Here is a 12,939-nt window from a genome sequence, read left to right on the forward strand (position 1 = left end):
TGCAAAGGGCGCCCGCAGGCGCCCCGTTGGCCTCACTGTTTTCAGGCGCGGTCGATATAGCTGCCGTCGGCCGTATTGACCCGGATCTTCTCGCCGCTGTTGACAAAGGGCGGCACCATGACAGTCAGGCCCGTCTCGACCTTGGCCGGTTTGTAGGAGCTGGTGGCGGTCTGGCCCTTGATGGCCGGGTCCGCCTCGACGATGGTCAGCACCACCGCCGGCGGCAGTTCCACGCCAATCGGGCGCTCGTTGTGGAAGTTGATCTGCACCTCGGTGTTGGGCAGCAAAAACTCCACCTGACCTTCGAGGGCATCGGCGTCCAGGCTCATCTGCTCGTAGCTGCTGGTGTCCATGAACACGTAGCCTGTGCCGTCATTGTAGAGATACTGCATGGTGCGCGGCTCCACCATGGCCTTTTCCACCTTGTCCTCGGAACGGAAGCGGATATTGGTCTTGGTGCCGACTTCGATGTTCTTCATTTCCACCTGCATGAAGGCGCCGCCCTTGCCCGGCTTGACATGCTGGGTCTTGGCCACGCGCCACAGGCCCTTTTCGTACTCCAGCAGATTGCCCGGACGGATGTCGAAAGCGGAAATCTTCATGTACCGACTCCTTACTGTTGCCAAGATTTGAAATTCGCGCGATTGTACCCCATTACTCTTTAGACTGCCTAGCGGCCGTCTCTTTCCTTTCTTGGAGCACACATGGCAGACAAGCGTACCCAGCCCCTGGAAATCCGGCCCCTGATGGTGAGCAAGGTCATGGAAGTCGACTGGGCCGACGGCCACACCAGCCGCTACACCTTCGAACAGTTGCGGGTCGATTGCCCCTGTGCCGACTGCAAGGGCCACAGCCCGGACCAGGCCAAGGTCATCACCGGCAAGGAAGGCATCGGCATCACCAATATCGAGCCGGTCGGCAACTATGCCGTCAAGCTGGATTTCGAGGACGGCCACAACACCGGCATTTTTTCCTGGGATTATCTGCGCCGCATCGATCCCGAGGAGCGCCAGGACTGAGCATGGCATTTGATCTTGCCGAATTCCTGAAGAATCTCACCACCCGGCCCGGCGTGTACCTGATGTACAACCGCGCCGACGAGGTGATCTACATCGGCAAGGCCCGCAATCTCAAGCGCCGGGTGAGTTCCTATTTCCAGAAGACCAAGCATGCGCCCAAGACCATCGCCATGCTTGCGCAGGTGGATCATGTCGAGGTGACCGTCACGCATACGGAAACCGAGGCCCTGGTGCTGGAAAGCAATCTCATCAAGCAGCATCGGCCGCGCTACAATGTGTTGCTGCGCGATGACAAGAGCTATCCCTACCTGCATCTCGACACCAGCCACGCCTTCCCGCGCCTGAGCTATCATCGCGGTGCGCGCAAGGCCAAGGGCAAATATTTCGGCCCCTATCCGGCGGCCGCCAGCGCGCGCGAGAGCCTGAACCTGCTGCAAAAGGTCTTTCCCATCCGCCAGTGCGAGGACAGCTTTTACAAAAACCGCACACGCCCCTGCCTGCAGCATCAGATCCACCGCTGCACCGCGCCCTGCGTCGGTCTGGTGGATGCCGAAAGCTATGCCGAGGATGTCAACAATACCATCCGCTTTCTCGAAGGCCGCACCCACGAGATCATCGACGAAATGGGCCGGCAGATGCAGACCGCCGCCGAAAACCTCGATTTCGAGCGCGCCGCCCGCCTGCGCGACCAGATCGCGGCCCTATCCAAGGTGCAGGAGCGGCAGTATGTGGACCAGTCCGGCGGCGGGGACTTCGACATCATCGCCGCTGCCCGCGAACAGGATGCTACCGCCGTGCACGTCGGTTTCATCCGCAAGGGCCGGCACTTGGGTGGCAAGACCTTCTTTCCGCAGCATACTGAAGGCCTGGGCGAGTCGGATGTCCTGGCGTCCTTCCTGCCGCAGTTCTATCTCGACAAGGCCGTGCCCGGCAACATCCTGGTCAGCCATATGCCACGCAACGCCCAATGGATCGGCGAGGCGCTGGCCGGGGAGGGGAGCCGGGTGATCATCAGCCATCCCCAGCGGGGTCCGCGCCGTCGCTGGCTCGATATGGCGCTGGTGAACGCCTTCGACTCCCTGCGACGCCGGCTCGCCGGGCACGCCACCGTCACGGCACGTTTCGAGGCCATCGGCCTAGCCCTGGACCTGCCAGAAACGCCCGAGCGCATCGAGTGCTTCGACATCAGTCACACCATGGGCGAGGCCACCGTGGCCAGTTGCGTGGTGTTTGATGCCGAGGGCCCGCGCAAACAGGATTACCGGCGCTACAACATCAACGATATCACCCCGGGCGATGACTATGCCGCCATGCGCCAGGTGCTGATGCGCCGTTACGGCAAGGTGCAAAGCGGCGAGGCCGAGTTGCCGGACCTGATCCTCATCGATGGCGGACGAGGGCAGCTCAATGCCGCGCTGGAGGCCATCGCTGAACTTGGGTTGCATGATGCCCAGCTTGCTGGCGTGGCCAAGGGGGCCGGGCGGCGGGCGGGCCTGGAAGAGATTATCCTGCCCGATCGCGCCGTACCCCTGATCCTGCCGCCGGATTCGCCCGCCCTGCTCGGCATCCAGCAGATTCGGGATGAGGCGCACCGTTTCGCCATCACCGGGCACCGCGCGCGCCGCGCCAAGGCACGCACCGGATCGAGTCTCGACGAGATCGGCGGAGTCGGACCGAAGCGGCGTCAGGCGCTCCTGAAGGCCTTCGGCGGACTCAAGGGGGTCAGCAACGCCGGTGTCGAAGACCTTGCCCGCGTGCCGGGGATCGATCACAATCTGGCGCAGCGCATCTATGATGAGCTCCACCCCAACCGAGCCTAGGAAGCCGCGCCATGCTGGCGAAACTGCCGAACTATCTGACCTTGCTGCGTATCGCCCTGATCCCGGTATTCGTCGCCTTCTTCTTTGTCGACGGACTCTGGGGTCGAGTCGGCGCGGCGATTGTGTTTGCGATCGCGGCAATCACGGACTGGCTGGACGGCTATCTCGCCCGCAGATACAACACGGTCTCTCCCTTGGGCACCTTTCTTGATCCGGTTGCCGACAAGCTCATGGTGGCCACGGCCCTGGTGCTGCTGACCGGCGCCGACCGGGCGCCGGGACTGCTCACGGTGGTGATCATCGGGCGCGAGATCGCGGTCTCGGCCCTGCGCGAGTGGATGGCCGAGGTTGGCCAGCGCGCCAAGGTGGCGGTCTCCGGCATGGGCAAGCTCAAGGCCACCCTGCAGATGCTCGCCATCGTCTTTCTGCTTTATGATCTGCCGGTGTTCGGCCTGCCGGTTCATACCATCGGGCTCGTGCTGCTCTTGCTGGCCGCCGTGCTCACCATCTGGAGCATGCTGCTCTACCTGCGCGCCGCCTGGCCCAACTTCGACCTGGCCCCGCCGCGTGGCAAGCTCTAGCAGCAAGGCTTGACAAAGGCCGCCCAATACATAGAATAGCACTCACGTTACGCGGGAATAGCTCAGTGGTAGAGCACAACCTTGCCAAGGTTGGGGTCGCGAGTTCGAATCTCGTTTCCCGCTCCAGTTTGCATGGGGAAAGCACCGCTTTCCCCATTATTGCTTTCACCTTCGGCTGGGTGGCAGAGTGGTCATGCAGCGGCCTGCAAAGCCGTGTACGCCGGTTCGATTCCGACCCCAGCCTCCAATTCCTTCCTTGCCCGCCGCCCGAGTGGCGAAATCGGTAGACGCAAGGGACTTAAAATCCCTCGACCATCGGTCATGCCGGTTCGAGTCCGGCCTCGGGCACCAGTAAAATCACCGGGTAAATCTTACAGCAATTTGTCCCTTGATCGCCTGCTAACCCGTGGCGTGCAATTCCTCGCGCAAGACCTTGCGCAAGGTGGCTTCATCCACGGGTGCGGACGTGCGCGACAAAGCGGCTCGTAAGGCGTCATTGATCAAGGGCTGATATCCGCGGCCCACCTCGTCCGCGCGGGTGCGGAAAGCTTCCAGGATGTCATTGTCCAGATAGATCGTGATCCGGGTTTTGCCCGGCTGCGTAATGACCGCGCCGCGCTTGGCCTGGCTGAAATCATATTCCGCTTTCATAGGTGCGTGCCTCTTTCGTTGTCGCCTTGCGAGCGGAAATGATCCTGATGTGCTCGCCGCGATAGGTATAGACTACGACCAGAACCCGCCCCAGGGCATCCAATCCCAGGGTCACATGCCGCTGCTCTCCCTCGGCATTCGCGTCCTCACGCGTCAGTGCAAGGGGATCAAAAAGTACCACCTCCGCATCGGCAAACCGAATGCCATGCTTGCGCAGATTGTTTTCAGCCTTCCTAGGGTCCCAAGTCACTAACATGCATACATTATATGTATGTAGTGAGCAAGATGCCAACCCTTTCTCTGTCTCACTCAGGAAAGCATTTCGGGACTACGACTTTTGTTCTACTTGGGTGATAATGGCTAACGCCATCACCCAAGAGTCACAAAAGGCATGACGCGGCAGCTCCTCACCACATATCAAAGCCAGTATTACGCATGGCAGCTCACGCGCCGCGCGGCCAGTGATTCCATTGAGTCCCTGGCCTCCACCCTGGTGGACTCCCAGGTGGATCTCAATCCGCATCAGGTTGAGGCTGCCCTGTTTGCCTGCCGGAACCCGCTTTCGCGTGGCGTCATCCTGGCTGATGAGGTGGGGCTCGGCAAAACCATCGAAGCCGGCCTGGTCATTTCCCAACGCTGGGCCGAACGCCGGCGCAAGATCCTCATCATCGTCCCGGCCAACCTGCGCAAGCAGTGGCACCAGGAACTCCAAGACAAGTTTGGCCTGCAGGGCCTGATTCTCGAAGCCCGCAACTACAACACCCTTCGCAAGGCCGGGCACCGCAATCCTTTTCTGAACCCGCAGGGCCCGGTAATCTGCTCTTATCAGTTCGCCAAGTCCAAGGCCGAAGACATCAAGGCCATCGACTGGGATCTGGTCGTCATGGACGAAGCGCATCGCCTGCGCAATGTCTACAAACCCAGCAATGTCATTGCCCGGACGATCAAGGATGCGCTGGCGCACGTGCATGCCAAGGTGCTGCTGACTGCCACCCCTCTGCAAAACTCTCTGCTGGAACTCTATGGCCTCGTCAGCATGATCGACGATCGGGTCTTTGGCGATGTGGACAGCTTCCGCGCCCAGTTCAGCCTGGCCCACAGAGAGCATGCGTTTCAAAGCCTGCGCGCCCGTATTGGCCCGGTTTGCAAGCGCACCCTGCGCCGCCAGGTGCAGCAATATGTGCCCTATACGGCTCGCCGCGCCATCGTCCAGGAATTTACCCCCAGCACTGAAGAAAGGGAACTGTCCGGCCTAGTGGCGGATTATCTTCGCCGTCCAGATCTCAAGGCGCTACCCGATAGCCAGCGCCAACTCATCTCGCTCGTGCTCTGGAAGCTGCTTGCCTCATCCACCCACGCCATTGCCGGCGCGCTGGAGACCATGGCCCGGCGTCTGCAGGCCGTGCTCGATGAAATGCCGGCGCTGCCGGAGCTTGCTGAAGCGCTGGACGAGGACTATGAAGCCCTCGATGAAACGGCCGAAGAGTGGCGAGAAAACGATGAGCAGGATGCATCATCCACTCGGCATGATCGCCAAGCCCTCGCGCGGGAAGTGGAAGAATTGCGCCACTTCAAGGACCTTGCCACCAGTATCCGCCACAATGCCAAGGGCATGGCGCTGCTCACTGCACTTGGCCGCGCCTTCGCGGAGCTCGATAGGCTCGGCGCAGCCCGCAAGGCCATTATCTTCACCGAATCCAAACGCACGCAGGAATATCTGCTCTCATTGCTTGTCGATACCCCTTACGGGGACGGCATCGTGCTGTTCAACGGCACCAACAGTGATGCCCGCGCGCAGGTTATCTACAAGGATTGGCTCAAACGCCACGAAGGCAGCGACCGTATCACCGGCTCCAAGACCGCCGACATCCGTGCCGCGCTGGTCGAGCACTTCAAGGAGCGCGGCACGGTCATGATCGCCACCGAGGCCGGCGCCGAGGGCATCAACCTGCAGTTTTGCTCGCTCGTCATCAACTACGACCTGCCCTGGAACCCGCAACGCATCGAACAGCGCATCGGGCGCTGTCACCGCTATGGGCAAAAGTTCGACGTGGTAGTGGTAAACTTCGTCGACCGCAGCAACGAGGCCGATGCGCGTGTCTACGAGTTGCTGGCACAGAAGTTCCAGCTCTTCGAAGGGGTGTTTGGCGCCAGCGACGAGGTGCTGGGGGCGATTGGTTCGGGTGTGGATTTTGAGCGGCGCATTGCCGAGATCTATCAGAACTGTCGCGACCCGGACGAAATCCGCGCCAGCTTCGAGCAGTTGCAGCTTGATCTTTCCGGCGAGATCAACGAAGCGATGGTCAAGACACGCCAGATCCTCCTGGAAAATTTTGACGAAGAGGTACAGGAAAAACTACGCATGCGCGCTGCGGATAGCCTGGCTGCATTGAATCGCTATGAGCGCATGCTGATGGATCTGACCCGCGCCGAACTCGATGGCTTTGCCACCTTCGGTCAGGAAGGCTTTACCCTGCTACGAAAGCCAGGTCCGAACCTGCAAGAGATCGAATTGGGGGCTTACGAACTGCCCCGGCGCAGTGGTGACGCGCACCTCTACCGCCTCGAACACCCCCTGGCCCAATGGGTCCTCCAGCAAGCCAAAAGCCGCGACTTGCCCCCTGCGCACCTGACTTTCGACTATGCTGCCTACGGCACGCAGCTCAGCACACTCAAGGCCTATCAAGGGCAACGTGGCTGGCTCAAGGTCATTCTGCTCAGCGTGGCAGCCCTGGGCACAGAGGAACAGCACCTTGTCGTGGCCGCCTGCACGCAGGATGGGGCATGTCTTGCGGACGACGACCCCGAGAAATTGCTGCGCTTGCCTGCCGTGGCATCAAGCCTGGAAGCAGATGGTACCGTTGAAGAAGCTGCCTCGCAGTCACTTGAAGCGGATCTCGAAACCCGCAAGCAGCGGCTCCTGCGCGAGATCAACCAGCGCAATCTTGGCTACTTCGAGCAGGAATTAGAAAAGCTCGATGCCTGGGCGGATGACCTGAAACTGGGGCTGGAGCAGGAAATCAAGGATCTTGATGCCGAGATCAAGGAAGTGCGCCGCACTGCCGCGATATCGGTGACGCTGGAAGAGAAGTTATCGTGGCAGAAAAAACAACGCGAGCTGGAAGGCAAGCGCAGCAGATTGCGGCGGGAGTTGTTTGATCGGCAGGATGAGGTTGAGGCGCAGCGCAACGACCTCATCAGTCAGTTGGAGGTGCAACTGAAGCAGCAAATTAAAGAGCATAAAGTTTTCGACGCGGGCTGGGCGCTAGTGTAATTATGCAGAAATAATCCAAAAGGAGGGGGTATGCTTGAAAGGATAAATGAAATCCAAGGGGTCGGCTTGTTGCATGATGCAAGTGGAAAGCAGTGGAAATGCAATAAAGCGACATTCATATATGCAGATAATGGTCGCGGAAAGTCAACTTTGGCAACAATATTCCGATCACTGTCGACGAATGACGAACGTCTCCTGGTCACTAGGAAGACGATCGACGGAATCAACCCTATTAAGATAGACTTACAATTCGGGAGCGGGCATAAGGTAAAGTTTGAGGATGGGAAATGGTCTGAGAGGAGAGGTGAGTTGCTGGTATTTGATGCTGATTTCGTAGAAACGAATGTGCATTCCGGCGGCTTTGTCAATACAGACCACCGAAAAAATCTACTGGAATTCGCTCTAGGGGAGGCAGCTGTTGCGGCTCGGAAGGGCGTTGAAGATACCACTAACCAAGCTGGCAATGAATTAGAGAATATAAAAAATATAAAGGTACGTCTTTCGGAACTGCAACAAGGACTGACTCTCGCGGAGTTTAAAGGGTTAAGTTTTATCAACGATGTTGAGCTGAAAATTGATGAAGTCCAAAAAAAGATCGCCGGTGCCAATAATGTTGCTGCTTTGACGTCTCGGCCTATCCCACAAACTGTTGTTGAGCCAAGATTAGATCTTGAAAATATATTTTCTACTTTGATGTTGTCTGTAGAAGATGTACATGAAAATGCTGAGCAGGTAGTAAAACAGCATGTAGCTAGGTTGAGTGGAAGTGGGGCAGAAACCTGGCTTAGTCAGGGTGGATATTTTGAAACCGGGACACATTGCCCATACTGCAATCAAGATGTTTCAACTAATGATCTCATTCAAGCATATCGGACACATTTTAATGCTGCCTATGCTGAACTAAAGAAAAAAGTTGCAGCCCTTGAAACATGCACTATCATAAAGAGCGGAGATAGCATTTTGGATGGTGTTGCCAATAACTTCGTATTGGCCTCTACAACAGCAGGCGCTTGGTCTGACTATGTTCAGTCAGATCCAATCTTGTATGATGCCGATTCCGCATCATGTGATTTATCTGAGCTACGGGAGTTTCTGCATAGCTTGGTTAGTATAAAGTTGGCTGCCCCTCTTGTTTCGGTAGGCCGCAAACAAGATAAAGAAAAAGCTGAAAAACTCTTAGATAGATTTATCGGCTGCATTCGATCTGCTAATTCGTCAATAGTCTCTTCAATAAAGTGCATTGAAAGTTACAAGACACAGCTTAATGTTGAAAATGTAAGCGAACTTCGAAAGAACTTGCAACACTTGGAGGTTACAAAGGTGCGGTATGGCCCTGCAGCTATTGCGCTCCTAGAACAGTTATCAGAAGCTGAGGATGCTTACAAGAAGGCAGAAAAGGATAAAAAAGAAGCGAGAGACTGTCTCAATGGTCTAATGATGGATATCCTCAAAAGATATCAGGACAAAATTAATGATCTGCTTAATAAATTCGGCGCAAAGTTTACAATTAAAGATATGGGTGCGAATTTTAGAGGGCATGCACCCCGCAGTGAATACGGTTTAGAGCTTAGAGGGAAGAGCGTGGCTTTGGATGGATCATTGCCACATTTTGCAACGGCTCTTAGCGAAGGTGACAAGAGGACCTTGGCTTTTGCGTTTTTTATTGCTAGCTTGGTTGATGATCCAGATCTAGGAAAGAAAATAGTAGTTATTGATGATCCTATGTGTAGCCTAGATTTGAATCGAAGACAATATACTAGAACTGTTTTGAAGAGACTTCACTCAAAGGCTTTGCAGCTGATAGTCCTTGCGCATGATCCCTACTTCCTCCGCGATCTTCGTGATATGCTTAGGAAGAAAGATAAAAATGTTTCCATTACACTATTGAGTCTCCAACATACCCAAAGCAACTATACAAACATTGCTTTGCATGATATCGAGAAAGAGTGCGAGTCTAGGTATCTGAAAAATCACAGATTGCTAAGTGAGTTTTCTAGTGGGTCTGCCTTGGATTTAAAATTGGTGGCTACTTCAATTCGCCCAATGCTTGAGGGTTACCTGCATCGTAGATTCCCTGGGATTCTCCCTAAAGATCATATGTTTGGGCAAATAATATCACTTATTAGTAAATCCACTCATCTGAGTCCGCTGTTCTATGCAAAGAATCTGGTGGATGAGTTGAATGAAATAAACGACTACGCCGGTCAGTTTCATCATGATGGCGCGGACACGGTAGCTATTACAGCATCCGAATTGAAGACCTATGTGAGTCGCGCATTGTCTGTTGTTCACAAGGGCACCCCATGATCGGCGGAAGTCATAGAGCAAGCTGGAAGCAAAAGAATGACAAGACAGAAACTTGAACTCACCTGGGTCGGGAAGGAGAAGCGGCCCAAGTTGGAGCCGCGCATCCTGCTCGAAGGCCCTAAGAAGTCGTACCACGCTAAGAGTCGAGTGACAGAGAATGACATCTTCGATAACAGGCTGATCTTCGGGGATAACCTGCTGGCGCTCAAGGCCTTGGAGCAGGAATTCACCGGCAAGGTGAAGTGCGTGTTCATCGACCCGCCCTACAATACCGGTAGTGCATTCACTCATTACGACGACGGGCTGGAGCACTCGATCTGGCTGAGGCTGATGCGCGACCGGCTGGAGATCATTCGGCGCTTGCTGTCGGAGGATGGATCGCTGTGGATCACCATCGACGACAACGAGGCGCACTATTTGAAGGTATTGTGCGATGAGGTTTTTGGGCGGGCATGTTTCATCGCTGATATTGCTTGGAAACGTAGAGACGGCGCGCCCAATGACCGCAAAATTGGTTCGACCTACGATCATGTTCTGGTCTACGCGAAAACCCGAATTGGGTCTGCCAAGAAAACTCTCGCCGAGGAAGCATTCAATTTGATGGAGCGAACGGAGAAGGCGGACTCTCAATATCAGCTATACCAAGAACCTTTTGGGTATGATGAGCGAGGACCATTTCGCAAAGTTGATTCGACTGGAAATGCGAAGGGTGGCCGCTTTGTCGAAAGCCTGATTTATCCGGTAACCAATCCATTTACTGGGAAAGACGTGTATCCCCGCAAAGGCAGATGCTGGGTCTATAGAAAGGAGGAAATGCTTGCGATGGTCGCTGATCGCCGTTTCTTCTGGGGAAAAGATGGCAAGGCTACTACTCCCATGCGCAAGCTATTTAAATCAGAGGCGAAGCCGGGAATGTCGGCGCCAACGATATGGGATGACGTCGGACTGAATCAGCATGCGGCGCGTGAAATTGAACTTCTTTTCGGCGAGAAAGCGTCTTTTGAGACTCCAAAGCCTGAGGGCTTGATGAAGCGCATTATTCAGATCGCCACCAACCCCGGCGACCTCGTTCTCGATTCCTTCGCCGGCTCAGGCACCACCGGTGCCGTCGCTCACAAGATGGGCCGCCGCTGGATCATGGTCGAACTGGGCGAGCACTGCCACACCCACATCATTCCACGCCTGAAGAAGGTTATTGACGGCGAGGATAAGGGCGGCATCAGCGAGGCGGTGAACTGGCGGGGCGGCGGTGGTTTTCGCTACTTCAAACTTGCGCCTTCCCTGATCATCAACGACCGCTGGGGCAACCCGGTCATCAACCCGGAGTACAACCCCGCGCAACTTGCCGAAGCGCTGTGCAAGCTGGAAGGCTTCAGCTATGCGCCATCGGAAACGCGCTGGTGGCAGCACGGCCATTCCAGCGAGCGCGATTTTCTGTTCGTCACCACGCAAAACCTGTCCGCCGAAGCTTTGCAGGCATTGTCCGATGAAGTGGGCAGCGAGCAGAGCCTCCTGGTATGTTGTGCTGCATTCCACGGTGTCTCGGCTGCCCAGGCCTCGGAACGCTGGCCGAACCTGACCTTGAAGAAGATCCCTAAGATGGTGCTGGCTCGTTGCGAATGGGGGCATGACGACTACAGCCTCAATGTGGCGAACTTGCCGATGGCCCAGCTTGAAGAGCCGGAGCCTGCTGCCAGGACCTCGAAAGTCCGGAAAGTGATTTCTGGTCAGGGCGGCTTGTTTGGCGAGGATGATACGTGAAGAAGATCATTATCATCGCCGGACCCAATGGCGCGGGGAAGACAACCTTTGCCCGCTCGTTCCTGCCCGCGGAAGCGCAGTGTCCACGTTTCATCAATGCGGATTTAGTGCCTCTAACAAAACCTTTGGATGAAGTTCCAGGCGATGAGGGCACAGCCGAGTTGAAGGAAAGCCTGGTGGATGTCGGCGCGGCGCTCGTAGCGGATACGAAGACGGCGCATGCGGTGCAACCAGGAAAAGGTGCGCTCGACAACCCAGCGGTATCTGCCCAGGCGTTCACGGGATTCGATGCCCCGGCGGGCAATGCGGGGGCGAATCCCTCGGCGTTGCAGATACTGGCGCAGATAGGGGAAATCATAGCCCTTGTCGGCATGCACCTTCTCGGGTCTCCGGCGAGGATGACCCGGCAGGCCGCGGATGGGGGGAATGGCTTCGAGTACCGGGATGAAGCATTTGGAATCGTGCCGGTTGGCGCCCGAGAGTATTACCGCGAGCGGCAGGCCCCGGCTGTCGACGGCGAGGTGGTGCTTGCAGCCCAGTTTGCCCCGGTCGGTCGGATTCGGGCCGGTTTCCGCGCCCCCCGGGGGGCAGGGATGCTGGCGCCATCCACCGAGACACGTGTCCAGTCGATCTGGGCATAGGACTGCAAGTGGACCAGCATGACCTGATGCAACTGTTGCCAGACCCCGGCCGCCTGCCAGTCGCGCAGCCTGCGCCAGCAGGTCATGCCCGAGCCGCAGCCCATCTCCTTGGGGAGATACTCCCAAGGAATGCCGGTGCGCAGTACGAACAGGATGCCGGTCAATGCGGCGCGATCCGGCAGCCGGGGCCGTCCCCCTTTCAGGCGCGGCGGATGGGGCGGCAGCAAGGGCTCGATCTTCGACCACAATGCATCATCCAGCAGGGGCTTGGCCATGACACACTCCTCTTAATCGCTGCCGGCCTCTCTCCCTTTGCGCCTGAAGCCGCTGCCGTCAAAGCTGGGCGGCTGATGCTGAAGGAAATCGATGAATGCGTGGCAAGGGAGGAGAATTTTTCCTTTGAAACCACCTTGGCGGGTCTGGCCTATGTACGCCATATCGAGCAATGGCGAAAGCAGGGTTATCATATCATCCTGTTCTTTCTGTCATTGCCATCCGCAGAGCTTGCCATCGCTCGCGTGGCGGAGCGGGTGAAACAGGGCGGGCATGACATTCCAGAGCGGACGATCCGACGTCGCTTTGCCGCGGGCTTACGCAATTTCGAGCAGCATTATCGTGTCATTGTTGATGCCTGGGTGCTGTACGACAATGCCGGGGATGAGCCGGCCATGGTGGAATGGGGAGAAAACGAATGACGCGGGAAGAGTTGTCCAAGGCCAAAGACCCAGAACTAGTGGCTTCGATCCAGGCGATAAAAAGGGCGGCTGCAATGGCGCGCAAGATTGCCGTGCAAACCGATACCGGCATCGTGATCATGAAGGATGACAAACTCGTGCGTGTTTCGGCTGAGCAGTTGCGCATCGAGCACAAAGCATGACAATCCGC

The 12,939-nt window shown here is 56.7% G+C and carries 11 protein-coding genes, 3 tRNA genes and 1 pseudogene; 11 read left to right on the plus strand and 4 right to left on the minus strand.

Going from position 1 to position 12,939, the window contains the following annotated elements:
* Positions 1 to 41 precede the first annotated feature (41 nt).
* Positions 42 to 602 (minus strand): elongation factor P, encoded by a 561-nt coding sequence (gene efp / locus WOB96_RS00435; protein WP_341369287.1) that lies wholly within the window; start codon positions 600 to 602, stop codon positions 42 to 44.
* Positions 603 to 704: 102 nt separating this feature from the next.
* On the opposite strand from efp, the gene WOB96_RS00440 reads away from it, so the two are divergent.
* The 6 genes from WOB96_RS00440 to WOB96_RS00465 all read left to right on the plus strand — a co-directional run bounded on the left by WOB96_RS00440 (position 705) and on the right by WOB96_RS00465 (position 3,771).
* Entirely contained in the window at positions 705 to 1,019 is a 315-nt protein-coding gene (locus WOB96_RS00440) for a gamma-butyrobetaine hydroxylase family protein (RefSeq protein WP_341369288.1), read from the plus strand.
* 2 nt (positions 1,020 to 1,021) lie between these two features.
* Positions 1,022 to 2,839 carry an excinuclease ABC subunit UvrC gene (gene uvrC, locus WOB96_RS00445; RefSeq protein ID WP_341369289.1) on the plus strand — a complete coding sequence of 606 codons (1,818 nt, stop codon included), beginning with the start codon at positions 1,022 to 1,024 and terminating at the stop codon, positions 2,837 to 2,839.
* An 11-nt stretch (positions 2,840 to 2,850) separates the two neighbouring features.
* Positions 2,851 to 3,420 (plus strand): CDP-diacylglycerol--glycerol-3-phosphate 3-phosphatidyltransferase, encoded by a 570-nt coding sequence (pgsA, locus tag WOB96_RS00450; protein ID WP_341369290.1) that lies wholly within the window; start codon positions 2,851 to 2,853, stop codon positions 3,418 to 3,420.
* 51 nt (positions 3,421 to 3,471) lie between these two features.
* Positions 3,472 to 3,546, plus strand: a tRNA-Gly gene (locus WOB96_RS00455).
* A gap of 47 nt (positions 3,547 to 3,593) precedes the next feature.
* Positions 3,594 to 3,667: transfer RNA gene (locus tag WOB96_RS00460), tRNA-Cys, on the plus strand.
* Between the two features lie 18 nt (positions 3,668 to 3,685).
* A tRNA-Leu gene (locus WOB96_RS00465) sits at positions 3,686 to 3,771 on the plus strand.
* 48 nt (positions 3,772 to 3,819) lie between these two features.
* On the opposite strand, the gene WOB96_RS00470 is transcribed toward WOB96_RS00465, so the two are convergent.
* Together WOB96_RS00470 and WOB96_RS00475 are read right to left on the minus strand one after the other, a co-directional pair.
* Positions 3,820 to 4,071: a BrnA antitoxin family protein gene (locus tag WOB96_RS00470; RefSeq protein WP_341369291.1), complete on the minus strand. Its 252-nt coding sequence runs from the start codon at positions 4,069 to 4,071 to the stop codon at positions 3,820 to 3,822.
* On the minus strand, positions 4,055 to 4,327 hold the full coding sequence (locus WOB96_RS00475) for a BrnT family toxin (RefSeq protein ID WP_341369292.1): 273 nt from the start codon (positions 4,325 to 4,327) through the stop codon (positions 4,055 to 4,057). Before WOB96_RS00475 ends, WOB96_RS00470 begins: the two co-directional genes overlap by 17 nt.
* Positions 4,328 to 4,462: 135 nt before the next feature.
* On the opposite strand from WOB96_RS00475, the gene WOB96_RS00480 reads away from it, so the two are divergent.
* From WOB96_RS00480 to WOB96_RS00490, 3 genes are read left to right on the plus strand one after another with little or no spacing between them, the layout of a single operon-like run.
* Entirely contained in the window at positions 4,463 to 7,345 is a 2,883-nt protein-coding gene (locus tag WOB96_RS00480) for an SNF2-related protein (protein WP_341369293.1), read from the plus strand.
* 30 nt (positions 7,346 to 7,375) lie between these two features.
* Entirely contained in the window at positions 7,376 to 9,652 is a 2,277-nt protein-coding gene (locus WOB96_RS00485; RefSeq protein ID WP_341369294.1) for an AAA family ATPase, read from the plus strand.
* A 36-nt stretch (positions 9,653 to 9,688) separates the two neighbouring features.
* Positions 9,689 to 11,413, plus strand: coding sequence for a site-specific DNA-methyltransferase (locus WOB96_RS00490; RefSeq protein WP_341369295.1), 1,725 nt, complete (start codon positions 9,689 to 9,691; stop codon positions 11,411 to 11,413).
* 113 nt (positions 11,414 to 11,526) lie between these two features.
* Here the strand turns inward: WOB96_RS00490 and WOB96_RS00495 are convergent.
* A pseudogene (locus WOB96_RS00495) lies at positions 11,527 to 12,329 on the minus strand (IS5 family transposase).
* On the opposite strand from WOB96_RS00495, the gene WOB96_RS00500 reads away from it, so the two are divergent.
* Together WOB96_RS00500 and WOB96_RS00505 are read left to right on the plus strand one after the other, a co-directional pair.
* The gene (locus WOB96_RS00500; RefSeq protein ID WP_341369297.1) at positions 12,267 to 12,749 is read left to right on the plus strand and encodes an ATPase; all 483 of its coding nucleotides are present in this window, start codon (positions 12,267 to 12,269) and stop codon (positions 12,747 to 12,749) included. The pseudogene WOB96_RS00495 and the gene WOB96_RS00500 overlap by 63 nt on opposite strands.
* On the plus strand, positions 12,746 to 12,931 hold the full coding sequence (locus tag WOB96_RS00505) for a hypothetical protein (protein WP_341369298.1): 186 nt from the start codon (positions 12,746 to 12,748) through the stop codon (positions 12,929 to 12,931). The genes WOB96_RS00500 and WOB96_RS00505 overlap by 4 nt, the downstream gene beginning before the upstream one ends.
* Positions 12,932 to 12,939 lie beyond the last annotated feature (8 nt).

It is taken from the genome of Thermithiobacillus plumbiphilus (assembly GCF_038070005.1).
In the GTDB taxonomy this organism is placed as follows: domain Bacteria; phylum Pseudomonadota; class Gammaproteobacteria; order Acidithiobacillales; family Thermithiobacillaceae; genus JBBPCO01.

What these genes read in the sequence shown, in the direction of transcription:
- WOB96_RS00490 (WP_341369295.1), top strand. Translation starts at nt 9,689, where the DNA reads ATGACAAGACAGAAACTTGAACTCACCTGGGTCGGGAAGGAGAAGCGG.
- WOB96_RS00485 (WP_341369294.1), top strand. Translation starts at nt 7,376, where the DNA reads ATGCTTGAAAGGATAAATGAAATCCAAGGGGTCGGCTTGTTGCATGAT.
- efp (WP_341369287.1), bottom strand. Translation starts at nt 602, where the DNA reads ATGAAGATTTCCGCTTTCGACATCCGTCCGGGCAATCTGCTGGAGTAC.
- uvrC (WP_341369289.1), top strand. Translation starts at nt 1,022, where the DNA reads ATGGCATTTGATCTTGCCGAATTCCTGAAGAATCTCACCACCCGGCCC.
- pgsA (WP_341369290.1), top strand. Translation starts at nt 2,851, where the DNA reads ATGCTGGCGAAACTGCCGAACTATCTGACCTTGCTGCGTATCGCCCTG.
- WOB96_RS00470 (WP_341369291.1), bottom strand. Translation starts at nt 4,071, where the DNA reads ATGAAAGCGGAATATGATTTCAGCCAGGCCAAGCGCGGCGCGGTCATT.
- WOB96_RS00505 (WP_341369298.1), top strand. Translation starts at nt 12,746, where the DNA reads ATGACGCGGGAAGAGTTGTCCAAGGCCAAAGACCCAGAACTAGTGGCT.
- WOB96_RS00480 (WP_341369293.1), top strand. Translation starts at nt 4,463, where the DNA reads ATGACGCGGCAGCTCCTCACCACATATCAAAGCCAGTATTACGCATGG.
- WOB96_RS00500 (WP_341369297.1), top strand. Translation starts at nt 12,267, where the DNA reads ATGGGGCGGCAGCAAGGGCTCGATCTTCGACCACAATGCATCATCCAG.
- WOB96_RS00475 (WP_341369292.1), bottom strand. Translation starts at nt 4,327, where the DNA reads ATGTTAGTGACTTGGGACCCTAGGAAGGCTGAAAACAATCTGCGCAAG.
- WOB96_RS00440 (WP_341369288.1), top strand. Translation starts at nt 705, where the DNA reads ATGGCAGACAAGCGTACCCAGCCCCTGGAAATCCGGCCCCTGATGGTG.